We start from the raw sequence: 23,721 nt of genomic DNA on the forward strand, positions 1-23,721 counted from the left end.
TACCGGGCATTGGAGAACTGAGCGTACGCAGGGAGGGTCTGCCGACAAGACGGCCCTGAACAGGGCGGTCGGACGAGACCGATGAGCTCCGCACTCCGCCGAGATCCGGCCGGGGTGCGGGGCTCGCCCGTGTGCCGGGACCCGATCACCTAGGCTGCCTCCGAGGCAATCGGTGGAGTGCTACACGTAGTTGAGCGTGGGCGAGGGGCAAAGGGGCGGGGCTGTGGGCGTAGTGATCCGGAGGGCCGGGGAGAGCGACAGAGCGGACGTGGTCCGGTTGCTCGACGAGGCGTTCCGGGACGATCCGGTGAGCAGCTGGGTCTTCCCCGTCGAGGAGCACCGCCGTCGCAGGCACGGTGCCCTGATGGAAGCTTTCCTCGACCTCTCGCTGAGCCAGGGCTTCGTCGACATCACGGAGGACGGCACGGCCGTCGCGCTGTGGTGGTCCGTCCCCGCGGGCGAGCAGGAGGGCGGCGAGGAGGGGCCCGCGCAGCTCCAGGCGGCCGTCGACCCGGACAACGCGCGCATAGAGGAGATCGGGCGGCTGACAGGTGAGGCGCACCCGACCGACCGGCCCCACCAGTATCTGCACATGATCGGCGTGAGCCCCGAGCGGCAGGGCGAGGGACTCGGCTCGGAGCTGATCGGCGCCGTGCTCGACCGGTGCGACCGCGAGGGGCTGCACGCCTATCTGGAGGCGAGCAGCAGCCGCAGCCGTGCGCTGTACACACGGCTCGGATTCGAGTTCACCGGACATGCCATCGCGCTGCCGGACGGCCCGCACCTCTGGCCGATGTGGCGGGAGCCGCGGTCTTCCGCCATGAACGGTGGCGACCCGGGCCGCTTCGCTTAAAGTCGTTGCTGCACCGCTGTGTTGTCCTTGGACACAACGAAGGGGGACGATCCGTATGTCCCACGAACTGACCCGTCCGGTGTCCGGTGACACGTCCCGCGAACGACTTCTGGCGGAGGCGTTCGTGGAGGTGGCTGACTCCTTGACCGACGATTTCGACGTCGTCACCTTCCTGCAGAGCCTGGCCGTGCGCTGCGTGGAACTGATCGGAGTATCGGCGGCGGGCATCCTGCTGGCGGAGCCCCAGGGCGGGTTGCGGCTCGTCGCCGCGTCCGGCGAGCACACCTGGGTGCTCGATCTGTTCACCCAGCAGCAGGCAGAGGGGCCGTGCCTGGACTGCTACCGCTCCGGCACGGCGCACACGAACATCGCCCTCGGGGGCCTGGAAGCGATCGGCGCCTGGCCGCAGTTCACGACGCGTGCGCTGGAGGCCGGCTACGAGATGGCGCAGGCGCTGCCCCTGCGAAGGGGCGACCAGGTCCTCGGCACGCTGAGTCTGCTCCAGGCGAAGCCGGTGGTCCTCGGCCCGGACGAGATCGCGCTCGCACAGGCCCTCGCGGATGTCGCGATGATCGCGATCCTTCAGCGGCGTTCCCTGGAGCAGAGCGAGTCCGAGCGCGGCCAGTTGCAGGATGCCCTCACCAGCCGGATCGCCATCGAGCAGGCGAAGGGCGTACTCGCCGAGCGCTGGCAGTGCACGGTCGACGAGGCGTTCGTGGAGCTGCGGCAGCATGCGCGGGCGAACCGGCTGCGGCTCGCGGAGTGCGCGCGGCGGGTGGTGGAGGGGGAGCTCGACACGGAGGGAATTCGCCGCGTGTGAAGCAGCGGTTTCGCCCTCCCTTCCTCCTCTGTGCTCCCCTTTCTCCCCGAGGGCGACATGTTCTCCCCGAGAACGACATACGGAAGCAATCCAAAGCAATCGGAAGCAATCCGAAGCAATCCAGGTCTGGAGACGCCTTGCGAAAGCTCATCTACTTCGTCGCCGTGTCGATCGACGGCTTCATCGGTGACCGGAGTGGCGACGGGGAATCCTTCATGCGCTTCGTGGACGAGGAGTTCCTGGAGTTCCTCAAGACGGAATATCCGGAGACGATTCCCGTCGAGGGCCGCCGTCTCCTCGGCCTCGAAGGCCTGGAGAACAAGCGCTTCGACACGGTCGTCCAGGGCAGGGGAAGCTATCGCCTCGCCCTGGACACCGACGTCACGAGCCCGTACGGGCATCTGCGCGAGTACGTGGCGTCCCGCACCCTCGACAAGTCGCCCGACCCGAACGTCGAGATCATCTCCGGCGACGTGGTCGGCAAGATCCGCGAACTCAAGCAGGAGGACAGCGAGTTCGACATCTGGCTGTGCGGTGGCTCGAAGATCGCGGGGGAGCTGCGGGACGAGGTCGACGAGCTGATCGTCAAGACCTACCCCGTGCTTCTGGGGACCGGCATGCCGATGTTCGACGGGGGCGCGGGTGCGGAGAGCGTGGTCAGTGAGTTCGCGCTCGACGCGTCCCGGGTCTTCGGGAACGGCGTAGTCGTGCGTACGTACCGCAGGACGAGCTGACGACTGGCGGCGGCCGGGCGGCGCCTGGGCTTTCCGGTCCGCGCCGCCAGCCATATTCTGGACGTATGGGCAGCGATGGGAGCCGGTCCGGCCCCCGCCCGCAGAGCGAGCCGGTGTGCGCGAGCTGCGGACGGCCTGTCGGTACGGCCATCAAGCGGCGCAAGGTGCTCGGGGTGTTCGTCCCTGTGTGGGGCCCCGGCCCGTGCCACAACCCGCAGTGCACAGCGTGCGTCGACGAACGCGAAGAGCGCGAGGAGCGCGAAGAGCCCGGCGAACCTGAACCGGTCCCAGGCCAGGTCCAGGTCGAGGTCGAGCCCGCGCCCGCGCGCTCCGGCGACGACTGAGGCACGGGGATCGGAACAGGGACCGTAACAGGGATCGGTACGGGGATCGGCACGGGGATCGGCACAAGGGTCGAGTCGGCGCGCTTCCGTACGCCTTCATTGTTCTACTAGGATGCGAATAATGGAGGTTTTCATGACCCGTACATCCGGTGGTTCCCGCGTCGCGCTGCTCGCCGCGCTCCCCTTCGCGCTAGGTCTGGTCGCGGATCTGGCGGTGTACGCGACCGTCCGTGATCAACTGCCCGACCGGCTGGCCCGGCACTTCGGTGCCGACGGGGAAGCGGACGGCTATGTCGGGCACGGCGGTTTCCTCGCCATGCTCGTCGCGGTGTTCGCCGTGCTCGGCGCGGTCGGCGTCCTCCTCGTGCTCCGGAGCGACTTCGCCACCTACCGGCGCGGGCTCCGGGGGGTGCTCGCCGTCGTGTACGCGACGTCCGCGCTCCTGGCCTGGCCGATGGGCGCGAGCCTCGTGGCCAACCGCGGCACCGCCGACGGCGCGGCGGCGGTGCTCCCCCTGTGGCACCTCGCCGTCGCGGTAGGTGTCGCCGTGCTCGCGGCGGGCGCCGGGGCGGGGCTCGCGCGGTGTGTGCCGCTGCCCGAGGCGCGCTCGTCCCTCGGTGCGGAGGCTCAAGGCGCCGCGGACCGGATCGACTTGGGGCACGACGAGATCGCCGGCTGGGTGCGGCGGACGGGCTCCTGGATGCTGAGCGGGACGGGCGTCGCGCTGGCGGTCGCGGGCATCGTCACCGTGTGGCTGGCGGACGGCGGCTGGCTGACGCCGCTGTCCCTGCTCGTCCCCGGGCTCCTGATCGCAGCCTTCGCGCGGGCCTGCGTCACCGTGGACCGGCGCGGGCTCACGGTGTCGCCGGGGCTTGTGCCGTGGCCGCGCATCCGGCTGCCGCTCGACCGCATCGAGAGCGCGGGCACCCGCCGGATCAACGCCTTCGCGGACTACGGGGGTTGGGGCTACCGCATCGTCCCTGGACGCTCCGGCGTCATCATGCGGTCGGGCGAGGCGCTGGTCGTCCGGCGGTCGAACGGCAAGGACTTCGCCGTCACCGTCGAGGACTCCGCGACGGCCGCCGCGCTCCTCAACACGCTGGTGGACCGGGTGGGCCAGGTAGGTCAGGTGGACCGGGTGGGCCAGGCGGATGAGGCGGCCCGTGGCACCGCACCCCAGGACGGGCGGCGCTGACGGCATGCTGTTCCGGATCGATACGACGTCGTCGGTGCCGCTCGCCGACCAGATCGCCGCATGCGCGCGCCGCGCGGTCGCCGACGGCTCGGTGCGGCCGGGCGAGCGGCTGCCCGCAGCGCGGATGCTCGCCGACTCCCTCGGGGTCAACGTCCATACGGTGCTGCGTGGTTACCAGCGGCTGCGCGAGGAGGGCCTGATCGAGCTCAGGCGGGGACGCGGTGCGACCGTCGTGGACGGCGCCGTGGCGCAGGCGCGGGCCCAGCTGGGTGAGCGGGTCAGGGCATTCGTCGCCGACGCGCTGCGGCTCGGCCTCTCCGAGGACGAGGTGCGGTCCCTGGTGGACACGGAACTGAGGGCGTGAACGCGATGCGTACGGAGACCCCGTGGGGGCCCTGGGAACCGGCCACACCCGCCGAAGTCGCCGCCCTGTTAGCGCAGTTGCGCGTCCCGTGGTGGATCGCCGGTGGCTACGCGGTGGAGCTGGCCGTCGGTCACGCCTTCCGGGGGCACGTGGACATCGACGTATCTCTGCTGCGCCGCGACCAGCTCACCGTGCAGGAGGCGCTGCCGTCGTGGGAGTGGTGGGCCGCCGATCCGCCGGGGACGCTGCGGCCGTGGCTGCCGGGGGAGGTGCTTCCGTCCGGCGTGCACGACATCTGGTGCAGGCCCGGCGAGGGGGAGCCATGGCGCATTCAGTTCATGCTGGAGGAGTCCGAGGGCCCTGTCTGGGTGTCGGGCCGTGACCGGCGGGTGCGCCGGCCTGTCGAGGAGATCGGCCTGGTCGGCCCGGACGGCATCCCCCGCCTGGCGCCGGAGATCCAGCTCCTCTACAAGGCGAAGTCGCCCCGCCCGAAGGACGAACGGGACTTCGACGCGCTCCTGCCTGTGCTGTCCGCGCCCCAACGGGACTGGCTGGCATGGGCTGTTGAGATCGCGTACGGTCCGCACCCCTGGGTCACCCGGCTGCGGGGGTGATGGGGGCGGGCGGGATGGTCCGACGGTTCCGGTACGTGAGCCGCCCGGGGAGGGGACGGACTGAGAGGGGACGGACTGAGAGGGGACGGACTGATGGGACTGCGGGGCATGGCCCGGTCGGCCGTCGCGGGTCTTGTGGCGGTGGGGCTCGCGGGGTGCGGGTCGCCGTCGTCCGGGGGAGACTCGGGCGACCCCGGTGTGCCCTCCGTGAAGGCGGAGAAGGACCTCCCTGAACTGCCGCTCGACCGCTACGAGTTCACTTCGCGTGACAGCCGACGCCAGGCGGAGGCACAGGCCCGCATGACCCGGAGCTGCATGCGCAAGCTCGGCTTCGAGGACTTTCCCCTCCATCCGAAGCAGCCGACGAGCATGAAGTCGAGGGCGCTGATCGCGGTGTCGATGACGTCGTCCCCGTACGGGCCGCTCGACCTCGACAGCGCCCGCCGCTGGGGCTACGGCTGGGACCCGGACCGGTCCCCGGCCGATGCCGCGCGGCGCGACGGGCGCGCCATGACACAGGCCGAGTACGACGCGATGTACGGCCTGCACCGCGAGCCCGCCGGGTCGTCGGCCAAGCCCGCCGAGCGCGGCGGCTGCGCGAGCAGCGGCGCCGAGCGCCTCGTCGAAGGTGTGCGGGACAAGACGCGCATGTGGACGTACATCCCCCGGCGGAGCCAGCGCCTGGACGAGGCGGTCGCCAGGGACAAGCGGGTGCGCAAGGCCCTCGGCACCTGGTCCGACTGCGTGGTGAGCAAGGGCGTCAAGCGCTACAAGACCCCGAGCGACGCCTTCCAGGACAAGGCGTGGGGCCGCGGGAACGACCACGGCGGCAACACCGACCGGACGCACGAGGAGCTGGCCACGGCGACCGCCGACGTCGAGTGCAAGCGGGAGCACAACACGGCCGGTGTCTGGTGGGCGGTGCGCGAGGAGAAGCAGCGCGCCGATGTGGCCCGCCACAAGGACACGTACGAGGCGGTGCGCGCGGACCAGAGCCGGGTGCGGGCCAATGTGCGGCGGGTGCTCGACGAGAACCACAGGACGTACGAGAAGTAGCGGCATCCACGGCGCGAGCGTTGGGGCACCTCGGCATCACCCGCAGCACCGGCCATCTGCATCATGGGCCCATGGACATGACCGAGCTTGATGGATCGCGCGCGCAGCAGAGCGAAGGGCCCGGCGATGCGCCCCGCGTCCGCCACGCCCGCCCCGCCGACCTCCCCCGCATCGTGGAGCTCGTCGCCGAGCACGCGGCCTACGAGAAGGGCACGCCGCCCGCCCCCGGCCTGGAGCAGCGCCTGGACGCCCTCCTCTTCGGGGTGCCGGACCCGCGCCTGCGCTGCCTGGTGGCCGAGCTGCCCGGCGGCGATGTCGTCGGCTACGCGACGTGCGCGCCGGAGATCTCCACGTGGGACGGCACCGAGTACCTCCACATGGACTGCCTCTTCCTGCGTGACGGACACCGGGGGCTCGGCATCGGCGAGCTCCTGACGGACGCGGTGGCGGCCCAGGCTCGTGCGCTCGGTCTCACCGAGGTCCAGTGGCAGACCCCCGCGTGGAACGAGGGCGCGATCCGCTTCTACGGTCGGATCGGCGCCGACGCCAAGGAGAAGCTGCGCTTCGCCTGGCAGGTGCCGCCGCGGGCGTTCGACGCCGTGCTCTGCGACCTGGACGGCGTGATCCGCTTCTACGACATGTCGGGGATCGAGGAGATGGAGCGTGCCGCCGGTCTGCCCCACGGCAGCACCGCCGAGATCGCCTTCGCGCCCGAGACCGATCTGCCGCTGATGCTCGGGCGCACCGGCAGGGCGGAGTGGGTGGAGGCGATCGCACGCGGCCTCGCGGACCGGGTGCCGTACGAGCGCGGGCAAGCCCTGGGCGCCGCGCTCGCCGACGCCGGGTTCTCCGCCGACGCCACCGTGGTCGACCTGCTCAGGCGGGCCCGCGCGCACCTGCACGTGGCGCTGGTGACGAACGCGACCCCCTGGCTCGACGACGACCTGGCCGAGCTCGGCATCGCCGACCTCGCGCACACCGTGGTCAGCAGCGCAGGCGTCGGCATCGTCAAGCCCGACCGCCGGATCTACGAGATCGCCGTGGAGCGGGCCGGGGTCCCGGCCGAGCGCTGCCTGTTCGTGGACGACCGCAAGGAGAACGTGGACGCCGCGGTCGCGCTCGGCATGGTGGGGCTCCACTACACCGGCCCCGACGACCTGCGCGAGGCGCTGGCACCGGTGCTCGGCCACAGCTGACCACCGGCCCCACCGCCCGCGCCCGCCCGGCTCACCGCACCGTCCACCGCCCGCCCAGCATCAGCTCCCGGCCCTCCAGCTCGTCGGCCTCGCGCCAGGCCTGGACGCGCTGGGGGGTGATGCGGAAGTAGGTGTAGGCGGTCTTGAGCCCGCTCGGGTCGAAGCCCGTCTTCGTGGCGAAGGCCTCACACAGCTCGGCGGTCAACTCGGCCCCGTCGAGGGCGCGTACGGCACCTTCGACGAGGACGAGGTCGCGGGTCGGCCCGATGCCGACCCGCGCCTTGCCGGTCGCCCGGAGATTGCGGCCGGTGACGCTGGCTTCCGGAGTGGCCACCAGCAGGCTCTCGCCGTCCCAGAGGAAGGACAGCGGGATGAGATACGGGGTCCCGCTCTCCGCGTCCGCCGTCGCCACCCACGCGTCGATGTCGTGGTCGAGGCGGTGCAGGGCGTCCCGCTTGCGCTGCTCGGGCGCGCGGGGTGCGGTCGTCCCGGTGCTCATGCGCCCTGTCCCGACGGCCGGCGCGAGATGCGGGTGGCCGGTATGGCGTACGCGTTCATTACTGTTCTCCTCCAAGTGCGCTGGAACGGTGGTCACTTCTATGACGGATCACGACGGGGGAATGTGACAGATGGACCATGACGAAGCATCGGCGGCCCGGAGCGCAGCATCCGCGGACCGGAGCGAAGCGCTGGCGGCCCGCTTCGAGGAGCACCGGCCGCATCTGAAGGCGGTCGCCTATCGCATGCTCGGTTCGCTCAGCGAGTCCGAGGACGCGGTCCAGGAGTCCTGGATCCGGCTCAGCCGCTCCGACACCGGCGATGTGGCGAACCTGGGCGGCTGGCTGACGACCGTCGTCGGCCGGATCTGCCTCGACATGCTGCGTACGCGGCAGTCGCGACGCGAGGACTCCCTGTCGCTCTCGATGGACACGCACGTGCCCGACCCGGTCGTGAGCTGGGGTGATGTCGTCGACCCCGAGCAGGAGGTGCTGCTCGCCGACTCGGTCGGCCTCGCGCTGCTCGTCGTCCTGGAGACGCTCGCGCCCGCCGAGCGCCTCGCCTTCGTGCTGCACGACATGTTCGCCGTGCCTTTCGACGAGGTCGCCCCCATCGTGGAGCGCACCCCGGCCGCGACCCGGCAGCTCGCGAGCCGGGCCCGTCGCCGGGTGCAGGGTTCGGCGCCCAGGCCCGACAACGACCCCGTGCGTCAGCGCGAGGTCGTCGGCGCCTTCCTCGCCGCCGCGCGGGGTGGCGAGTTCGACGCGCTGCTCGAACTGCTCGACCCGGATGTGGTGTTGCGCGCCGACACGGGTGAACTCGCTTCCGGGCTCTCGAAGTTGGTGCGGGGTGCGACCGTGGTGGCCGGGCAGGCCGCGATGTTCTCGAAGGCGGCGCCGAGCACCGAGCTGGCCTTCGTCAACGGCCGTGTCGGTGTGGTCGGGGTGCCGCAGGGCGAGGTCGTCTCGGTCATGGAGTTCACGATCACGAACGGCAGGATCGTGGAACTCAACCTCCTCGTCGACCCCGCCCGCGTACGAGGACTCGGCCTCCCGCGGTTCCGCGCCTGACCCGGTCCCGGTCCCGGAACCGACCCTGGGCCCGGTCCCGGACTCAGCGCCGGACACCCGCCACCTCCCGCAGATACTCCTTGCGGCACAGCGGATTGCGGTCGGTGCGCGGCCGGTCAGGGGCCTCGCCCCGGACCGGCTGGTACCGCTCGAAGGCGGACTCCAGCTCGCCCTCGCCGCGCGTCAGCGAGGGCAGCAGCTGCTCCAGCTCGTGCACGCGGGCGGCGGGGATCTCTCCCTCGACCACGTACGCGGCTCCGCGCGCCGTCTGGGTGTGCGGGACCGCACGCAGCCGGGAGAGCGCGGGCAGGAGCGTCCCGAACACGTCGTCCGGGACGCTGAGCCGGAAGTGGTGCAGCGGCTCGTGCACCGCGGTGCCGGCCCGCCGCAGCGCGCTCAGCAGGACCAGTGGGGTCAGCTGCCGGAAGTCCCCGGCCGTGCTCGACATGCTCTTGTCGAAGGTGCCGTGCGCGTGGCTCTGGCGGGGCCAGTAGCCGGAGTGCGTCATGGTGACGACGCAGTCGTCGACCTGCCACCCGTGGACCCCCTGGAGCAGCGTCTCCCGCACGGTCTCCTCGACGGCGCGGAAGAACGCGTACGGCATCGAACCGAGCTCGATCCCCAGGCGGAACTCCACGCCGGAATCCGGCGGACCGGGTTCGACGCGCAGTCCGACGGTGGCCAGGAAGGGGTTGGATTCCGTGTCGATGATCTCGTACGCGGACCCGCTTCCGGTCACGCGCTCCACGCAGATGGTCGTGGTCTCGCGGAACGCGACGTCGATTTCGTACTCGTCGAGGAGAGTCGCCTGGATGACTTCCTTCTGGACCTCGCCGTACAGCGACACGTACACCTCCTGGCGGAGATCGTCCTGCCGGAGGTTGATCAGCGGGTCCTGCTCGGCGAGCTGGGCGAGTGCGAGATGCAGGGCGCCTCTGTCGCCGGGGCGGGCGGGGACGACGACGGTTTCCAGGGTGGGCGGCGAGAAGTGGTGCCGCCCGGCTCCGCCCGTCCTCCCGCCGGCGCGCGGCACGCCGACGGCATCGCCGATCCGGATGTCGCCGAGCCCCCACAACTTCCCGATCTGCCCTGCGGAGACGCCCTCACGCGGGTCCGCGGACCCGCGGTCGAAGACGCTGACCGCGGTGACCTTGCCCTCGCGCCCGTCGCCGAACGGCAGCCGGTCGCGCGTGCGCACCGTCCCCGCGAACATCCGCACGTACGCGACCTTCTCCCCGGCGTCCCCGCGCTCGACCTTGAAGACGGTGCCGGACACGGGGTCGTCGGCGCGCGGGCCGCCGTCCTCGGAGGGCAGCAACTCCCGGATGCCCGCGATGAGTTCGCCGACGCCCGCGCCGGTGGCGGCCGAGCCAAAGAACACCGGGTGCACCAGCGCCCGCTCGGTCTGCGCGGCGAGTTCGGCGCGCAGCCGCCGGTGGGAGAGCCCCGCCTCGTCGTCGACGTACGCGGAGAGCAGGGCGTCGTCGTGCGCGGCGAGCACGTCGACGAGGCGGCCGGTGAAGGCGGGGTCGTTCGCGCCGAAGGGAACGTACGAGGCGTCACGGCCGCCGAGGCCGCGGACCGTCCCCATGGGCACGACGTCCGGGACGAGCCGCTCCGCGATGCTGCGCAGCAGATCCTCCTCGCGCGCCCCGCGCCGGTCGATCTTGTTCACGAAGACGAGCGTGGGGATGCGGAGCCGCCGCAGCGTCCGCATGAGCACGCGGGTCTGCGCCTGGACGCCTTCGACGGCGGAGACGACGAGCACGGCGCCGTCGAGCACGCTCAGGACCCGTTCCACCTCGGCGATGAAGTCCGGGTGGCCGGGGGTGTCGATGAGATTGACGGTGACGTCGTCGACCGCGAACGAGACGACGGCGGATTTGATCGTGATGCCGCGCTGCCGCTCCAGGGCCAGCGAATCGGTCTGGGTGCTGCCCGCATCGACGCGACCGATCTCGTCGATGACACCGGCGGCGTGCAGAAGCCGCTCGGTCAGGCTGGTCTTCCCGGCGTCAACATGCGCCAGGATCCCCAGGTTCAGGGTGTTGGACGTGCTGGACGTATGCACGGAGTGTCATGTCCTCTGGGTCGATGGCGATTCCCTTCTGGCTGGACATGAACAAACGGCGCATTGCGTCTCCTTGACGGGTCGGGGCGTACGGCAAGTGCAGCAGGGGCGGTGCGGGGCGGCAACCGATTTATGGGGCGGCGCGGCGACGGGATGCGGATCCGGGTGGGGCGCGGGACCCTTGGAAGGAGGAGTGAGTGCCATGAGGGTCATGTTGAGAGCGCGTCTGGACACCCAGATCTCGAACGAGGCGATCAAGAACGGCACACTGCCGAAGCTGATGCAGGCGGTGTCGGAACAGATCAAGCCGGAGGCCGCGTACTTCGGGCCCAGTGGCGGCGGGCGGGCCGCCACCTTCGTCTTCGACATGCAGGACAGCTCGCAGATGCCGTCCATCGCCGAGCCGTTCTTCCTGGAGCTCGGTGCGGAGATCGAGATCTACCCGGTGATGAACGCGGAGGATCTGCGGAAGGGCCTTTCCTCGCTTCAGGGCTGACCGCTGCAGAGCAGGAATGCCGAAAGCACCCGGCTCCGCGCGGATGCCGGGTGCTTTCGTGTGACCAGATGGCCTGGTGACCTTGTGGGGTCAGGCCTTCTTGGTCTCCCAGAAGATCTTGTCGATCTGGGCGATGTAGTCCAGCGCCTTCTGGCCCGTGGCCGGGTCCGACGAGCCCTTGGCGGCCGAGAGGGCCTTGAGGGTGTCGTTGACCAGCTGGTGCAGCTCCGGGTACTTCTCGAAGTGCGGGGGCTTGAAGTAGTCGCTCCAGAGCACCGACACGTGGTGCTTCGCGAGCTCCGCGCGCTGCTCCTTGATGCCGATGGCGCGCGTCTGGAACTGCGCGTCGTCGTTGGCGGCCATCTTCTCCTGCACGGCCTTGACCGACTCCGCCTCGATGCGGGCCTGGGCCGGGTCGTACACGCCGCAGGGCAGGTCGCAGTGGGCGCTGACCTTTACCTTGGGGGCAAACAGGCGGGAAAGCATGCAGCTGTCCTTCCTCGTGATCGTCTTCTCAGGTGGGACATTACTCCGTGAGAGACGGGTTTTCGCGAGTGCCCCCTTGGGCTTAGGACAAAAGTCCAGGGTGAGACTGGGACTCGTGGAGGATAGGACCGGGGAGGTGCGGTGATGCCGGAGCTGTCGCAGGAGAGCGAACGGAGAAGGGCCATCCTGCCGTTGGGTGCGGCCGAGGTGACGGGCCCTTCGATGGTGCCCACGCTTTACCACGGGGACCGCCTGGTGGTGCAGTGGGGCGCACGGGTCCGAGCGGGTGACGTGGTGGTGCTCCGTCATCCGTTCCAGCAGGACCTGTTGGTCGTCAAGCGTGCCGCCGAGCGGCGCGAGGGCGGCTGGTGGGTGCGCGGGGACAACGTGTACGCGGGAGGGGACAGCACGGACTACGGCACGGTGCCCGAGGAACTCGTCCTGGGGAAGGTGTGGTTCCGCTACCGCCCGCCCCAGTTCAGGTCCGGTCAGCGCTCGCCGTTCGCGCTGGTGCGCTGGGCCGTCTCGGCGGCGCGCCCCGTGCTCGCCGACCGGTCCGTCTCCAGGCGTTTGCGGGCGCGGTAGGCGGCGACATTGGCGCGGGTCGCGCAGCGGTCCGAGCAGTAGCGTCGGGAACGGTTTGTCGACGTGTCGAGATAGGCGTTGCGGCAGGGCGCTGCCTCGCACAGGCCGAGGCGGTCCACGCCGTGCTCGGTGAGATGGAAGGCGAGGCCCATCGCGGCGATCGCCGCGTACCCGGACGTGGCGTTCGACGGGTGGTCCGCCAAGTGCATGTGCCACAGCGGGTTGCCCTCGTCGTCACGGTCGTCGTGGCCCGAGATCTGCGGGCTGACCGGGAACTCCATGAGCAGTGAGTTCAGCAGGTCGACCGCGAGGGTCTCGTCGCCGCCGTCGGCCGCCTCGAAGACCGCCCTGAGCCTGGCCCGCACGGAGCGGAAGCGGGTGACATCGGAGTCCGTGGCACGACGTGCCGCCTGCGAGCTGCCTCCGAACAGCTCGCGGATCGCCTCGACCGACGTCAGCGTGTCCTTGTTGCGACCCGGCTCCTCGCTGTTGACCAGACGTACGGCGTAGTCCGAGTAATAGGCCAGTTCCACTTGTAGTCCTTACCGGGGCGGGCTATCTTCATCACGTGCGTGAGTAACGGTTGCGCGTGCTTCGAGGGTATTACGAGAGCGTATTACGTACAGGAGGACCTCCGATGACGGAAACGGTGTCGGGAACAGACTGGCGCGCCTGGCAGGACAGCTGGGACCGGCAGCAGGAGTGGTATCTGCCCGACCGCGAGGAGCGGTTCCGGGTCATGCTCGACATGGTCGAAGCCGTCGTCGGCACCGAGCCGCGCGTCCTCGACCTCGCGTGCGGTACGGGGAGTATTACGGACCGGCTGCTCAAGAGGTTCCCGGACGCGGTCAGCACGGGCGTCGACCTCGACCCCGCGCTCCTGGCCATCGCCGAGGGCACCTTCGCCGGGGACGACCGGGTCACCTTCGTGACCGCGGACCTCAAGGACCCCCAGTGGACGGCGCAGCTGCCCTACGACGCGTACGACGCGGTCCTCACCGCCACCGCCCTGCACTGGCTGCACAGCGAACCCCTGACCACCCTCTACGGCCAGCTCGCGGGTCTCGTCCGGGACGGCGGCGTCTTCCTGAACGCCGACCACATGCCCGACCCCGCGACGCCCCGCCTGAACGACGCCGACCGGGCCCAGCGGCACGCCCGCATGGAGCAGGCGAAGGCGGCCGGCGCCGTGGACTGGAGGGACTGGTGGCAGCTCGCCGCCAAGGACCCGGTCCTCGCCGGGCCCACCGCCAAGCGCTTCGAGATCTACGGCGAGCACGCGGACGGCGACACCCCCTCGCCCGAGTGGCACGCGCGGACGCTGCGTGAGGCGGGCTTCGGCGAGGCGCGGACGGTGTGGTCATCGCCCTCGGACGCGATGGTCCTGGGGCTCAAGTAGCGCAGCACGAAGGGGCGGTACGGATCGTGGATCCGTACCGCCCCTTCTCTGTGTACGCGTTACAGGACCTTCGACAGGAACGACTGCGTCCGCTCGTGCTGCGGGTTGGTCAGGACGTCGCGCGGGTGGCCGGACTCGACCACCACGCCCTCGTCCATGAAGACGAGGCTGTCGCCGACCTCACGCGCGAAGCCCATCTCGTGCGTGACGACGATCATCGTCATGCCGGACTGGGCGAGGTCGCGCATGACGTCGAGCACGTCACCGACCAGCTCCGGGTCGAGCGCGGACGTCGGCTCGTCGAAGAGCATCAGCTTCGGCTCCATCGCGAGCGCGCGGGCGATGGCCACACGCTGCTGCTGGCCGCCCGAGAGCTGCGAGGGGTAGCTCTTGGCCTTGTCGGCCAGGCCGACCCGCTCCAGAAGCTGCTCGGCACGCGCCTTCGCCGCCGTCTTCGTCTCACCCTTGACCTGGACCGGCGCCTCCATGACGTTCTCGAGGGCCGTCATGTGCGGGAAGAGGTTGAAGCGCTGGAAGACCATGCCGATGTCCCGGCGCTTCAGGGCGACTTCGCTGTCCTTGAGCTCGTACAGCTTGTCTCCCTTCTGCCGGTAGCCCACCAGCTCGCCGTCGACGTAGAGCCGCCCGGCGTTGATCTTCTCCAGGTGGTTGATGCAGCGCAGGAACGTCGACTTGCCGGAGCCGGACGGGCCGATGAGGCAGAAGACCTCGCCCGACTTGACCTCCAGGTCGATGCCCTTGAGGACCTCGACGTGGCCGAAGGACTTGTGGACGCCTTCGGACTTCACCATGGCGGTCGTCATCAGTGACCAACTCCCGAGCGGTTGCCCAGCGACAACATATTGGCCTTGATCTTCTGGAACGGCGTGTCCGGCAGGGAGCGCGACGAACCGCGCGCGTAGTAGCGCTCCAGGTAGTACTGACCGACGCTGAGGATCGACGTCATGATCAGGTACCAGCACGCGGCGAGCAGCAGGGTCTCCACCGTCGCGCCCGACGAGGTGCCGATGTCCTGGGCGTACCGCAGGAGCTCGTAGTACTGGACGGCGGCGACCAGCGAGGTCGTCTTCAGCATGTTGATGACTTCGTTGCCCGTCGGCGGCACGACCACGCGCATCGCCTGCGGGAGCACGACACGGCGCAGCGTCTTGCCGTGGCTCATGCCCAGCGCGTGCGAGGCCTCGGTCTGGCCCTCGTCGACCGAGAGCAGGCCGGCGCGGCAGATCTCCGCCATGTACGCGGCCTCGTTGAGACCCAGGCCGAGCAGCGCCGTCAGGAACGGCGTCATGAAGTCCGACCACTCGTCCTTGTAGACAGGGCCGAGGTTCACGTAGTCGAAGACGAAGCCGAGGTTGAACCAGACGAAGAGCTGGACCAGGACCGGCGTACCCCGGAAGAACCAGATGTAGAACCAGGCGATCGACGAGGTGACCGGGTTCCTCGACATCCGCATCACGGAGAGCAGGACGCCGCCGACCACGCCGATGAGCATCGAGAGGACGGTCAGGATCAGGGTCTCGCGGACGCCCTTGAGGATGCGCTCGTCGAAGAAGTTGTCAGGAATCGCGTTCCAGTTGATGTCGCCCTGGGAGAACGCGTAGACGATCGCTGCGAGCGCGCCGATGGCGACGATCGCGGCGACGTACCGGCCGTAGTGCCGGACCGGGATGGCCTTGATGGCCTCGGGACGGGAGGACGGGGGTGTGTCCTCCGGTCCCTTCTTGGTGATGTCGGTAGTCACGGGAGTGGCCTTTCAGCGGCGAGACGGGTGCGGGGTCACTTGCCGCCGTTGATCTTGGCTTCCTTGACCGCGCCGTCCTCGACGCCCCACTTCGAGATGATCTTGTCGTAGTCGCCGTTCTTGATGATCGCGTCGAGCGCGGCCTTGATCGCGTCGCGCAGCTCGGGGTTCTTCTTGGAGATCGCGATGCCGTACGGAGCGGCCTCGACCTGCTCGCCGACCAGCTCGAAGTCCTTGCCGCCGCCCGAGGTCTTCACCGCGTACGCGGCGACCGGGAAGTCGGACGAGCCCGCGTCCGCGCCGCCGGAGCGCAGTCGGGTCTGGGCCTGCTGGTCGTTGTCGAAGGACTCGATGGCGATCTTCTTGCCGCCCTTGCACTTCTTCGACTCGGCCTTGGCGAGGTCGTGCGAGACGGTGCCGCGCTGGACGACGATCTTCTTGCCGCAGAGGTCGGCCCAGGTCTTGATGCCCTGGTCGTCGCCCTTCTTGGTGTAGATCGAGACGCCCGCCGTGAAGTAGTCGACGAAGTCGACGCCGTCGCCGATCTTCTTGCCGGTCTCCTCGTCGACGCCTTCCTGGCGGTTCTTGGTGTCGGTCATGGCCGACATCGCGAGGTCGTAGCGCTTGGAGCGCAGGCCGCCGAGCAGGGTGTCGAAGGTGCCGTTGTCGAACTGGAACTCCACGCCGAGCTGCTTGCCGAGCGCTTCGCCGAGGTCGGGGTCGATGCCGACCGTCTTGCCGGACTTGTCCTTGAACTCGACGGGCGGGTACGCGATGTCCGAACCGACCTTGATGACTCCGGCGTCACGGATGTCCTTGGGGAGCTTGTCGGCGAGCGGTGCGTTGCTCACCTTCTCGCCGCCCTCGTCCTTGCTCTTGGTCTGGTCGCCGCAGCCGGACAGCAGCAGCGCGCCGGCGACCGCGATCGCGCCGACCGTGGCCATCCGGGACTTCGCGGACTTACCGGCGGTGGTACGACAGATGAAGCGTGCGGTCATGAGGGTCCTCCGGCGGATGAGGGAGTTGCCGAGCGGTCGTGCACACACCTTCGGGTGTCGCGACCTCGTGTGATGACGGCATCTTGCCATTCGGACCGTCCGATTCTGGGTGCCAGAGATGTCAAAATCGGATAACGGGTGATCGCGGTACCCAGACAGGCCGGGACAACCGGGCCGTACCGGCCTGGAACGAAGTACCGCCATTTGAGATCTTCGGTGGATCTCGGGTGAATCTCGCGATGTGGACCGGCGGCGTGCGCTCCTCGGAAAATCCGGGCATGGGCCCGTCGTCCGTTCTTGTTGGACCACTACAAGGACCAGGGGCACCTCAGGTAACCAATCCCACTCGCCCGTGCCCCGCGCCGTCAGGTAGAAAGGTGCGTTACACCCCTCATCCGGGGCCCAGAGCGCGTGTGCGGCGCGCTCGCGTGTCTGTACCTCCCTCCGTCGACAGGCGGAGAACAGACGCGGTGCCCGCCCACTTCTCAACCAGGAGTGGACACCCTCAACTGATGATTTAAGACTTAAGGGGTAAGACAAGTGGCAGCGGAGATCGTCAATCCTCGCAGCGACAGCAATACGGGTCACGAAGGCGCTGAAGAGCCCTTCGATCCGGCGTTCGCGCTGCACCGTGGCGGCAAGATGGCCGTGCAGGCCACTGTGCCGGTGCGGGACAAGGACGACCTGTCCCTGGCGTACACGCCTGGCGTCGCGAAAGTGTGCACCGCGATCGCCGAGCAGCCGGAGCTGGTGAACGACTACACATGGAAGTCGAACGTCGTGGCCGTGGTCACCGACGGCACGGCCGTGCTCGGTCTCGGTGACATCGGTCCCGAGGCCTCCCTCCCCGTGATGGAGGGCAAGGCCATTCTGTTCAAGCAGTTCGGCGGCGTGGACGCGGTTCCGATCGCGCTCGCGACGACGGACGCGGACGAGATCGTCGAGACCGTGGTGCGTATGGCGCCGTCCTTCGGCGGCGTGAACCTCGAAGACATCTCGGCGCCGCGCTGCTTCGAGATCGAGCGCAAGCTCCAGGAGCGGCTCGACATTCCGGTCTTCCACGACGACCAGCACGGCACGGCGGTCGTGACGCTCGCCGCGCTGCGGAACGCGGCGCGGCTGACCGGGCGCACGCTCGGTGAGCTGCGTGCCGTGATCTCCGGCGCGGGTGCGGCCGGTGTCGCCATCGCCAAGTTCCTGCTCGAGGCGGGCCTCGGCGATGTGGCGGTCGCGGACCGCAAGGGCGTGGTGAGCCGGGACCGGGACGACCTCACCCCGGTCAAGCGTGAACTCGCGGAGATCACCAACAAGGCCGGGCTCAGTGGTTCGCTGGAGAGTGCGCTGGCGGGTGCCGATGTGTTCATCGGCGTCTCGGGCGGCACCGTCCCCGAGCCCGCGGTCGCCTCCATGGCGCCGAACTCGTTCGTGTTCGCCATGGCCAACCCGAACCCCGAGGTGCACCCGGACATCGCCCACAAGTACGCGGCGGTTGTCGCGACGGGGCGTTCGGACTACCCGAACCAGATCAACAACGTGCTCGCCTTCCCCGGCATCTTCGCGGGCGCGCTGCAGGTCCGTGCCTCGCGCATCACCGAGACGATGAAGATCGCCGCGGCCGAGGCGCTGGCCGGTGTGGTGGGCGAGGAGCTGTCCGCCGACTACGTGATCCCCTCGCCGTTCGACGAGAGGGTCGCCCCGGCGGTCACCGCGGCTGTCGCGGCGGCCGCCCGTGCGGAGGGTGTCGCCCGCCGCTGAGCGGAACACTCCATGGCGTGACCGCGCCCCTGTCTCGTACGCACACGTCGTGCACGAGGCGGGGGCGCGGTGCGTCCGGGGGTGGGGCGTCCGGGGTGGGACGGGTGCGTCCAGGGTGCGTACGAGGTGGGGGCGCGGTGGGGGCGCGGCGCGCGTCACAGTCGTGCGAGGTTACGTCCGGGTAGGCCCGCGGCCTATCGTCGCCTCATGTTCGCCGCCTACGCCGCCCGCATCGACCGTGACCAGCCGCTCAGTGGCCTTGAGTTGGGGGAGCGTCCCGCCCCCGAGGCCAGGGCCGGCTGGTCGACCGTGAACGTCCGGGCCGCCTCCCTCAACCATCACGACCTGTGGTCCCTGCGCGGGGTCGGCCTCCCCGAGGGGAGGCTGCCGATGATCCTCGGCTGTGACGCCGCGGGCATCGACGAGCACGGCAACGAGGTCGTCCTGCACTCCGTCATCGGCCAGACCGGGTACGGGGTCGGCCCCGACGAGGGCCGTTCGATCCTCACCGAGAAGTACCAGGGGACGTTCGCCGAGCAGGTCTCCGTGCCCACGTGGAATCTGCTGCCGAAGCCGAAGGAGCTTCCGTTCGCCGAGGCGGCCTGTCTGCCGACCGCGTGGCTCACCGCGTACCGCATGCTCTTCACCAACGCCGGTGTGCGTCCCGGGGATTCGGTCCTCGTCCAGGGCGCCGGTGGCGGCGTCGCCACGGCCGCGATCGTCCTCGGCAAGGCGGCCGGACTCCGGGTCTTCGCCACGAGCCGCGACGAGGCCAAGCGGAAGCGGGCCCTGGAGCTGGGCGCGGTGGAGGCCGTGGAGTCCGGCGCCCGCCTTCCGCAGCGGGTGGACGCCGTCATCGAGACGGTGGGGGCGGCGACGTGGTCGCACTCCATCAAGTCGCTCAAGCCGGGCGGCACTGTGGTGATCTCGGGCGCGACCAGTGGTGACAGGCCCTCGCACGCGGAGCTGACGCGGGTCTTCTTCCTGGAGCTGAAGATCGTCGGCTCGACGATGGGGTCCAAGGACGAGCTGGAGGACCTGCTCTCCTTCTGCGCCGCCACGGGCGTGCGCCCCGTCATCGACGAGGTGCTGCCGCTGGACCGGGCGCGTGAGGGCTTCGAGCGCATGGAGTCCGGCGAGCAGTTCGGGAAGATCGTGCTGGAGGTCTGACGCCGAAGCTGCCTCCCCCTTCACATCACCCCACCCCTCACATCACCCCACCCTTCACTTCACCCGTGTCAACTGTGGTTGACACGGCCTTCCTGTCAACGTAGGTTGACATGCATGACCGAAGCTACGGATCTCGCCGAGCGTGCGGGTGACCGTGACCCACGAGTCGGACTGCGGGCCGTCTCCGCGCTGCGGAGGCTGGTGGAGCAGTTGGAGGCCGTGCAGGTGCGCAGTGCGCGCCTGCAGGGCTGGTCGTGGCAGGGGATCGCCGCGGAGCTCGGAGTGAGCAGGCAGGCCGTGCACAAGAAGTACGGGAGGCAGTGATGTTCGAGCGGTTCACGAAGGACGCCCGCGCCGTGGTCAAGGGTGCGGTCGAGCATGCCGAGGGCGAGGGTGCGGACTCCGTCGACGACGGGCACATGCTGCTCGCGCTGCTCGACCGCGAGGCGAGCCGGGCGTCCTTCGCCCTGGCCTCGCTCGGGGCCACGCGCCGCCGGGAGTCGATCGAGGCCGCGCTGGCCGAGGCGCGGCGCCGCGGGGGCCTCTCGCAGGCCGACACCCAGGCGCTCGCCGAGCTCGGTATCGACGTGTCCGAGATCGTCTCCCGGGTCGAGGAGGCCCATGGCGTGGGCGCGTTGGCGGGCGGACGCAAGGCCGGGCGGTCCGGACGGTCCGGCCGTGGCTGGACCGGGCACCGCCCGTTCACCCGCGAGGCCAAGGACACCCTGGAGAAGTCCCTGCGCATCGCCACCGCCCGCCGGGACCGGCACATCGGCGACGAACACATCCTGTTCGCCCTGACGGTCCGCCCCGGCCCGGTCGGCGAGGTGCTCGCGGATCATGGCGTGACCCATGAGGCGGTGGAGAGGGTGCTGTACGGCGAGGGCGCCGCTTAAGCGGAGGGGTTGGCAGGGGGGGGTGGCCGTGGCGGCCTGCCCTGGCCGTGGAGGCCCGTCCTGGCCGTGGCGGCCTGCCCGGCTACTTCGGTCACTCCGGCGGGACGGTCTGCCCGGCTATCCCGGTCACCCCGGCGGGATGGCCTGCCCGGTCACTTCGGCTACTCCGGCGGGATGGCCTGCCCGGCTGCTCCGGTCACTCCGGCGGGATGGCCTGCCCGGCTACCACGGACATCCCGGCCGGGACAGCTGCCCGGCCCGCCCGGCCATCCCGGCCGGACGGCCCGCCCGGCCATCCCGGCCATCCCGGCCGGGCGGCCTCCCCGGCCGGACAGCCCGCCCGGAGGTCACGGCTTCGGCGTACGCAGTGTCGCGGCGATGTGTGCTGCCGCCGATGACAAGTGGCGTCGGGCGTCGCGGAGTTGGTCCTCTGTCACGCCCTGGTCCCGGGCCGCGTCGCGGATGTCGTCGCGGAAGCGGTCCAGGAGCCGGTCCAGGTCGCGAGCCGGATGGCCGGTGGTGTCCTCCTGGGCCCAGTCCGGGACGTACTCCGTGGGGACCTCGTCCTCGCGGGCGTCCGTGAACTTGGGCTCCTCGGCGGTGGGCCGCGCGCCCTTGCTGCCGAAGTCCTTGCCTGCGCCGCCTGTGCTGCCTGCGTTCTTGCCGAACTCGCTGAACTCCTTGGCCAGTTCCGTCAGGCCCTCGCGGACCCCCGTCGGCCAGTCGCCCCGCGTGAAGTGGTCCTGCACCTGGTCCTGGACGCGCCGTGCGATGCGCTGCACCTCCTCCTGCGCCTGGGCGCGGGCGGTCGCCTGCGCGTCCTGCGCCTGGCGGCGGGCGCGCTGGGCGTCCTCGCGGGCCCTGCGGGTCTCGTCCTTCGCCCGCCGCGCCTGCTCCTTCCACTCCTGCTTGGCGCGCTTGAACTCCTCCTTGGCCTGGCGCCAGCCCTCCTTGTCGCCCCAGGAGCCGTCGAAGAAGTCCGAGGGGTCGGGGAAGGCCTTGCCGGAGCCGGAGCCGGAGCCGTTCTTGTCCTCGGGCCGGCCGCCGGACGCGCGTGCCTCCTTGGCCGCCTCCCGCATCTCACGGCGGAGCTCACCGGCCGCGCCCCGCACGCCGTCCCGGATCTCGGCGGCGAGCTCGGCGACGGAGTCACGGATCTCCAGCTCCAGATCGGCCAGCTCACCGCTGCGGTCGGCCAGTTCGGCGCGGCCCGCGTCCGTGATGGCGTACACCTTGCGGCCGCCCTCCGTGGTGTGCGTGACCAGGCCCTCGGCCTCCAGCTTCGCCAGGCGCGGGTAGACCGTGCCGGCCGAAGGTGCGTACAGCCCTTGGAAGCGCTCCTCCAGGAGGCGGATCACCTCATAGCCGTGGCGTGGGGCCTCGTCGAGGAGCTTGAGCAGATACAGGCGCAGTCGGCCGTGGGCGAACACGGGGGCCATCTCAGAGCACCTTCTTGTCGGTCGGGGCGGTGTCGTCGGTCGGGGGAGTGTCCGTCGGGGGCGCGGCCGGTGGCACGGCCTCGTCGTACGGATCTTCCTCCGTCGGCGGCCTGCGCAGCAGGGCGATGGAGCCGGAGACCGTCGTCGCCCTGAGCTTTCCGCTGCCCGAGCCCAGGCGGCCGGTGATCTTCTTCGCGCCCCACTGGCCGCTGACCCGCAGGTCCTCGAACGCGTTGGACACCGACCCGCTCGCGGTGTTCGCCTCCACGTCCGCGTCCGTCGGGTGGGGCAGCCGGATCGCTATCTCACCGGAGACGCTCGTCAGGCCGATGTCGGCCGGGGCGCCCGTCGGGTCGATGTCCACGATCATCGAGCCGCTCACCGAATCTGCCCGAACGGAGGAGCCCGCGCCCTCGAAGACGGTCAGGTCGCCGGAGACCGAGTTGAACCGCAGGTCGCCGGTGATGCCCTGGGCCTCCACGTTGCCCGAGACCGTGTCGGCGCGGACCTGGCCCGAGAGGCCGACCAGGGTGGTGTCGCCGGTGACGCCCTTGACCTCCGTGCGGCCCTCGATCCCCGAGACCACGGCACCGGCCCCGACGACGCCGACCTCGACACGGGTGCCCGCCGGGACGGCCAGGGAGACCACGGCGCTGCGGCGCCAGCCCTTGCGGTCGAGCCACTTGAGGAAGCCCTTCCAGGGCAGGTCGTCATAGGCGACGGACAGCGTGCCGTCCGACTGCGTGACGGTCAGCGGCGGGCCCTCGATCTCGGAGACCTCGAGCCGGGCGGAAACTTCGTCGGTGCCCACGACGTTCACTGTTCCGTTGACGACGCGCACATGGAGTGTCCTCACGGGGGCGTCGAACGTGAGCTTCTGGGGCTCGGCGACGGACCACTCTGACATCGGGCTGACCTCCTCGGGCGTGCTGGACAACGGTGGGCGGGAGGGCCAGGAAGCCCGGATCACAACGCGCCATATCGCGTCTCTGAGATACACGATATATCGCGGTGACGGAAAGTCAAGACACCCTCGCTTCTCTGCGCTAAATATGGTGATTTGACCTAGCGTGGGGCCATGTCGTCCGAAGCTTTCGAGCACGCCGCCGCCGGTGCACTGCTGCTCTGCCGGGCCGAACCCGACGTGGTCGAGCCCGCCGCCCGCCTGTTGCGCGAACGGATGCTGCTCGCCGACGCGGGCCACGAGTGGAGCGTGCTCGTGCCCGAGGGCAAGCCCTGGGTGCACGGCGACGAACCGGTGGACCGGGTCCTCACGGGGTGGGCCACCGCGCTCGCCGTCGGGTCGACCTGGCCGGTGCTCGCGCTGTGGTGGGACTCCGACCGGTCCGGCTGCACCCTCGCGGCGGGCTTCCGGCGCACCGTCGAATACGTGTGGCTGGCGAACGGGACACCCGTCGGTGAGGACGAGGCGCTGCGCACCTTCGCCGCGCGGCTCGGGCTCGACCCCGTCCTGGACATGCAGTCCCTGGAGGTGCTGGGGCGCCCCGACCCTGAGGCCGACGCCCGCGCACGGCTCCTGGGCCTGCTCGCCGTTCTCGCGCGGGCGGGGGTGGCGCTGCCGACCGGCCTCGGCCCGGGTGAGCCCGCGGACCGGCTGCGCGCGGTGGCACGGGTCGTGCCGGGTGTGCGGGAGGTCGAGTGGTCGGGATGGCGGGACGCGGTGCGGGCCGAGCTCGACGTCGTCGAGCGGGGGCGCTTCGGGCCGTGGCTGCGGGGACCGCGGGCTCGCGCGCTGGCCGTGGCACAGATGGCCGCCGGTCTGCCGCTCGCCGCGTGGGCCGTGCGGCGGCGCAGCGGGGGATGGGCCGTGGCGGGGATGCTCCTGATGGTGCACGGCTCTTTGGGGTTCGCGTACGACAGGGTGCGGGCGGCTGACGCGGGGCCCGGCCGGAGCTGACG

Annotated in this window: 27 protein-coding genes; 18 read left to right on the forward strand and 9 right to left on the reverse strand. The window is 70.4% G+C overall.

Features of this window, described 5'->3' with window-relative positions; translation table 11 throughout:
• Nucleotides 1-223 precede the first annotated feature (223 nt).
• From AC07AG_RS14145 to AC07AG_RS14185, 9 genes are all read left to right on the forward strand, one after another.
• Nucleotides 224-853 (forward strand): GNAT family N-acetyltransferase, encoded by a 630-nt coding sequence (locus tag AC07AG_RS14145; RefSeq protein WP_478755007.1) that lies wholly within the window; start codon nt 224-226, stop codon nt 851-853.
• 55 nt (nt 854-908) lie between these two features.
• Nucleotides 909-1,673, forward strand: a complete 765-nt coding sequence (locus tag AC07AG_RS14150; RefSeq protein WP_478755009.1) for an ANTAR domain-containing protein — start codon at nt 909-911, stop codon at nt 1,671-1,673.
• 137 nt (nt 1,674-1,810) lie between these two features.
• Nucleotides 1,811-2,407, forward strand: coding sequence for a dihydrofolate reductase family protein (locus AC07AG_RS14155; RefSeq protein WP_478755011.1), 597 nt, complete (start codon nt 1,811-1,813; stop codon nt 2,405-2,407).
• Nucleotides 2,408-2,472: 65 nt separating this feature from the next.
• Nucleotides 2,473-2,751 carry a hypothetical protein gene (locus AC07AG_RS14160; RefSeq protein WP_478755013.1) on the forward strand — a complete coding sequence of 93 codons (279 nt, stop codon included), beginning with the start codon at nt 2,473-2,475 and terminating at the stop codon, nt 2,749-2,751.
• A gap of 133 nt (nt 2,752-2,884) precedes the next feature.
• Nucleotides 2,885-3,946 (forward strand): DUF1648 domain-containing protein, encoded by a 1,062-nt coding sequence (locus AC07AG_RS14165; RefSeq protein WP_478755015.1) that lies wholly within the window; start codon nt 2,885-2,887, stop codon nt 3,944-3,946.
• Nucleotides 3,947-3,950: 4 nt separating this feature from the next.
• Nucleotides 3,951-4,310 carry a GntR family transcriptional regulator gene (locus AC07AG_RS14170; protein WP_478755559.1) on the forward strand — a complete coding sequence of 120 codons (360 nt, stop codon included), beginning with the start codon at nt 3,951-3,953 and terminating at the stop codon, nt 4,308-4,310.
• A 5-nt stretch (nt 4,311-4,315) separates the two neighbouring features.
• Nucleotides 4,316-4,924 carry a nucleotidyltransferase domain-containing protein gene (locus AC07AG_RS14175; protein ID WP_478755561.1) on the forward strand — a complete coding sequence of 203 codons (609 nt, stop codon included), beginning with the start codon at nt 4,316-4,318 and terminating at the stop codon, nt 4,922-4,924.
• A gap of 93 nt (nt 4,925-5,017) precedes the next feature.
• The gene (locus tag AC07AG_RS14180) at nt 5,018-5,980 is read left to right on the forward strand and encodes a hypothetical protein (protein ID WP_478755017.1); all 963 of its coding nucleotides are present in this window, start codon (nt 5,018-5,020) and stop codon (nt 5,978-5,980) included.
• A gap of 71 nt (nt 5,981-6,051) precedes the next feature.
• Entirely contained in the window at nt 6,052-7,176 is a 1,125-nt protein-coding gene (locus AC07AG_RS14185) for an HAD-IA family hydrolase (protein ID WP_478755019.1), read from the forward strand.
• Between the two features lie 31 nt (nt 7,177-7,207).
• On the opposite strand, the gene AC07AG_RS14190 is transcribed toward AC07AG_RS14185, so the two are convergent.
• Nucleotides 7,208-7,675 carry a pyridoxamine 5'-phosphate oxidase family protein gene (locus AC07AG_RS14190; protein WP_478755021.1) on the reverse strand — a complete coding sequence of 156 codons (468 nt, stop codon included), beginning with the start codon at nt 7,673-7,675 and terminating at the stop codon, nt 7,208-7,210.
• A 130-nt stretch (nt 7,676-7,805) separates the two neighbouring features.
• Here AC07AG_RS14190 and AC07AG_RS14195 point away from each other — a divergent pair, with 130 nt between their 5' ends.
• Nucleotides 7,806-8,744: a sigma-70 family RNA polymerase sigma factor gene (locus AC07AG_RS14195; RefSeq protein ID WP_478755023.1), complete on the forward strand. Its 939-nt coding sequence runs from the start codon at nt 7,806-7,808 to the stop codon at nt 8,742-8,744.
• A gap of 43 nt (nt 8,745-8,787) precedes the next feature.
• Here the strand turns inward: AC07AG_RS14195 and AC07AG_RS14200 are convergent, their stop codons facing one another.
• Nucleotides 8,788-10,815: a GTP-binding protein gene (locus AC07AG_RS14200; protein WP_478755025.1), complete on the reverse strand. Its 2,028-nt coding sequence runs from the start codon at nt 10,813-10,815 to the stop codon at nt 8,788-8,790.
• Between the two features lie 202 nt (nt 10,816-11,017).
• Between AC07AG_RS14200 and AC07AG_RS14205 the strand changes: the two genes are divergently transcribed.
• Entirely contained in the window at nt 11,018-11,311 is a 294-nt protein-coding gene (locus AC07AG_RS14205) for a hypothetical protein (protein ID WP_478755026.1), read from the forward strand.
• A 90-nt stretch (nt 11,312-11,401) separates the two neighbouring features.
• Here AC07AG_RS14205 and sodN read toward each other — a convergent pair whose 3' ends face one another.
• Nucleotides 11,402-11,797 carry a superoxide dismutase, Ni gene (gene sodN, locus AC07AG_RS14210; protein WP_160507177.1) on the reverse strand — a complete coding sequence of 132 codons (396 nt, stop codon included), beginning with the start codon at nt 11,795-11,797 and terminating at the stop codon, nt 11,402-11,404.
• 144 nt (nt 11,798-11,941) lie between these two features.
• Here sodN and sodX point away from each other — a divergent pair, with 144 nt between their 5' ends.
• On the forward strand, nt 11,942-12,382 hold the full coding sequence (gene sodX, locus AC07AG_RS14215; RefSeq protein WP_361050209.1) for a nickel-type superoxide dismutase maturation protease: 441 nt from the start codon (nt 11,942-11,944) through the stop codon (nt 12,380-12,382).
• Here sodX and AC07AG_RS14220 read toward each other — a convergent pair.
• Entirely contained in the window at nt 12,286-12,915 is a 630-nt protein-coding gene (locus tag AC07AG_RS14220; RefSeq protein ID WP_361050206.1) for a CGNR zinc finger domain-containing protein, read from the reverse strand. The genes sodX and AC07AG_RS14220 overlap by 97 nt on opposite strands.
• Nucleotides 12,916-13,019: 104 nt before the next feature.
• Between AC07AG_RS14220 and AC07AG_RS14225 the strand changes: the two genes are divergently transcribed.
• Nucleotides 13,020-13,781 carry a class I SAM-dependent methyltransferase gene (locus AC07AG_RS14225; protein ID WP_478755028.1) on the forward strand — a complete coding sequence of 254 codons (762 nt, stop codon included), beginning with the start codon at nt 13,020-13,022 and terminating at the stop codon, nt 13,779-13,781.
• A 59-nt stretch (nt 13,782-13,840) separates the two neighbouring features.
• On the opposite strand, the gene AC07AG_RS14230 is transcribed toward AC07AG_RS14225, so the two are convergent.
• The 3 genes from AC07AG_RS14230 to AC07AG_RS14240 are packed head-to-tail and all read right to left on the reverse strand — an operon-like array spanning nt 13,841 to nt 16,541.
• Nucleotides 13,841-14,605 (reverse strand): amino acid ABC transporter ATP-binding protein, encoded by a 765-nt coding sequence (locus AC07AG_RS14230; protein ID WP_478755030.1) that lies wholly within the window; start codon nt 14,603-14,605, stop codon nt 13,841-13,843.
• Nucleotides 14,605-15,543 carry an amino acid ABC transporter permease gene (locus AC07AG_RS14235; RefSeq protein ID WP_478755032.1) on the reverse strand — a complete coding sequence of 313 codons (939 nt, stop codon included), beginning with the start codon at nt 15,541-15,543 and terminating at the stop codon, nt 14,605-14,607. The genes AC07AG_RS14230 and AC07AG_RS14235 overlap by 1 nt, the downstream gene beginning before the upstream one ends.
• Nucleotides 15,544-15,578: 35 nt before the next feature.
• Nucleotides 15,579-16,541: an ABC transporter substrate-binding protein gene (locus AC07AG_RS14240; protein WP_478755034.1), complete on the reverse strand. Its 963-nt coding sequence runs from the start codon at nt 16,539-16,541 to the stop codon at nt 15,579-15,581.
• Nucleotides 16,542-17,081: 540 nt separating this feature from the next.
• Between AC07AG_RS14240 and AC07AG_RS14245 the strand changes: the two genes are divergently transcribed.
• The 4 genes from AC07AG_RS14245 (at nt 17,082) to AC07AG_RS14260 (ending at nt 20,362) form a co-directional block, all read left to right on the forward strand.
• Nucleotides 17,082-18,296: an NAD(P)-dependent malic enzyme gene (locus AC07AG_RS14245; RefSeq protein ID WP_478755035.1), complete on the forward strand. Its 1,215-nt coding sequence runs from the start codon at nt 17,082-17,084 to the stop codon at nt 18,294-18,296.
• A gap of 207 nt (nt 18,297-18,503) precedes the next feature.
• Nucleotides 18,504-19,466, forward strand: a complete 963-nt coding sequence (locus AC07AG_RS14250; protein ID WP_478755036.1) for a zinc-binding dehydrogenase — start codon at nt 18,504-18,506, stop codon at nt 19,464-19,466.
• A 114-nt stretch (nt 19,467-19,580) separates the two neighbouring features.
• Nucleotides 19,581-19,790, forward strand: coding sequence for a helix-turn-helix domain-containing protein (locus AC07AG_RS14255; protein ID WP_190081985.1), 210 nt, complete (start codon nt 19,581-19,583; stop codon nt 19,788-19,790).
• Nucleotides 19,790-20,362, forward strand: a complete 573-nt coding sequence (locus tag AC07AG_RS14260) for a Clp protease N-terminal domain-containing protein (RefSeq protein WP_478755038.1) — start codon at nt 19,790-19,792, stop codon at nt 20,360-20,362. Before AC07AG_RS14255 ends, AC07AG_RS14260 begins: the two co-directional genes overlap by 1 nt.
• 347 nt (nt 20,363-20,709) lie before the next feature.
• On the opposite strand, the gene AC07AG_RS14265 is transcribed toward AC07AG_RS14260, so the two are convergent.
• Together AC07AG_RS14265 and AC07AG_RS14270 are read right to left on the reverse strand one after the other, a co-directional pair.
• Nucleotides 20,710-21,801 (reverse strand): PadR family transcriptional regulator, encoded by a 1,092-nt coding sequence (locus tag AC07AG_RS14265; protein ID WP_478755040.1) that lies wholly within the window; start codon nt 21,799-21,801, stop codon nt 20,710-20,712.
• 1 nt (nt 21,802) lies between these two features.
• Nucleotides 21,803-22,708 carry a DUF4097 family beta strand repeat-containing protein gene (locus AC07AG_RS14270; RefSeq protein ID WP_478755041.1) on the reverse strand — a complete coding sequence of 302 codons (906 nt, stop codon included), beginning with the start codon at nt 22,706-22,708 and terminating at the stop codon, nt 21,803-21,805.
• A 171-nt stretch (nt 22,709-22,879) separates the two neighbouring features.
• On the opposite strand from AC07AG_RS14270, the gene AC07AG_RS14275 reads away from it, so the two are divergent.
• The gene (locus AC07AG_RS14275; RefSeq protein ID WP_478755043.1) at nt 22,880-23,719 is read left to right on the forward strand and encodes a hypothetical protein; all 840 of its coding nucleotides are present in this window, start codon (nt 22,880-22,882) and stop codon (nt 23,717-23,719) included.
• Nucleotides 23,720-23,721 lie beyond the last annotated feature (2 nt).

Source organism: Streptomyces sp. NPDC044044 (genome assembly GCF_056434405.1).

Coding starts and splice junctions, on each gene's coding strand:
- AC07AG_RS14150 (WP_478755009.1), top strand. CDS start 909: ATGTCCCACGAACTGACCCGTCCGGTGTCCGGTGACACGTCCCGCGAA.
- AC07AG_RS14160 (WP_478755013.1), top strand. CDS start 2,473: ATGGGCAGCGATGGGAGCCGGTCCGGCCCCCGCCCGCAGAGCGAGCCG.
- AC07AG_RS14165 (WP_478755015.1), top strand. CDS start 2,885: ATGACCCGTACATCCGGTGGTTCCCGCGTCGCGCTGCTCGCCGCGCTC.
- AC07AG_RS14170 (WP_478755559.1), top strand. CDS start 3,951: ATGCTGTTCCGGATCGATACGACGTCGTCGGTGCCGCTCGCCGACCAG.
- AC07AG_RS14175 (WP_478755561.1), top strand. CDS start 4,316: ATGCGTACGGAGACCCCGTGGGGGCCCTGGGAACCGGCCACACCCGCC.
- AC07AG_RS14180 (WP_478755017.1), top strand. CDS start 5,018: ATGGGACTGCGGGGCATGGCCCGGTCGGCCGTCGCGGGTCTTGTGGCG.
- AC07AG_RS14185 (WP_478755019.1), top strand. CDS start 6,052: ATGGACATGACCGAGCTTGATGGATCGCGCGCGCAGCAGAGCGAAGGG.
- AC07AG_RS14190 (WP_478755021.1), bottom strand. CDS start 7,675: ATGAGCACCGGGACGACCGCACCCCGCGCGCCCGAGCAGCGCAAGCGG.
- AC07AG_RS14195 (WP_478755023.1), top strand. CDS start 7,806: ATGGACCATGACGAAGCATCGGCGGCCCGGAGCGCAGCATCCGCGGAC.
- AC07AG_RS14205 (WP_478755026.1), top strand. CDS start 11,018: ATGAGGGTCATGTTGAGAGCGCGTCTGGACACCCAGATCTCGAACGAG.
- sodN (WP_160507177.1), bottom strand. CDS start 11,797: ATGCTTTCCCGCCTGTTTGCCCCCAAGGTAAAGGTCAGCGCCCACTGC.
- sodX (WP_361050209.1), top strand. CDS start 11,942: ATGCCGGAGCTGTCGCAGGAGAGCGAACGGAGAAGGGCCATCCTGCCG.
- AC07AG_RS14225 (WP_478755028.1), top strand. CDS start 13,020: ATGACGGAAACGGTGTCGGGAACAGACTGGCGCGCCTGGCAGGACAGC.
- AC07AG_RS14230 (WP_478755030.1), bottom strand. CDS start 14,605: ATGACGACCGCCATGGTGAAGTCCGAAGGCGTCCACAAGTCCTTCGGC.
- AC07AG_RS14240 (WP_478755034.1), bottom strand. CDS start 16,541: ATGACCGCACGCTTCATCTGTCGTACCACCGCCGGTAAGTCCGCGAAG.
- AC07AG_RS14250 (WP_478755036.1), top strand. CDS start 18,504: ATGTTCGCCGCCTACGCCGCCCGCATCGACCGTGACCAGCCGCTCAGT.
- AC07AG_RS14255 (WP_190081985.1), top strand. CDS start 19,581: ATGACCGAAGCTACGGATCTCGCCGAGCGTGCGGGTGACCGTGACCCA.
- AC07AG_RS14260 (WP_478755038.1), top strand. CDS start 19,790: ATGTTCGAGCGGTTCACGAAGGACGCCCGCGCCGTGGTCAAGGGTGCG.
- AC07AG_RS14265 (WP_478755040.1), bottom strand. CDS start 21,801: ATGGCCCCCGTGTTCGCCCACGGCCGACTGCGCCTGTATCTGCTCAAG.
- AC07AG_RS14270 (WP_478755041.1), bottom strand. CDS start 22,708: ATGTCAGAGTGGTCCGTCGCCGAGCCCCAGAAGCTCACGTTCGACGCC.
- AC07AG_RS14275 (WP_478755043.1), top strand. CDS start 22,880: ATGTCGTCCGAAGCTTTCGAGCACGCCGCCGCCGGTGCACTGCTGCTC.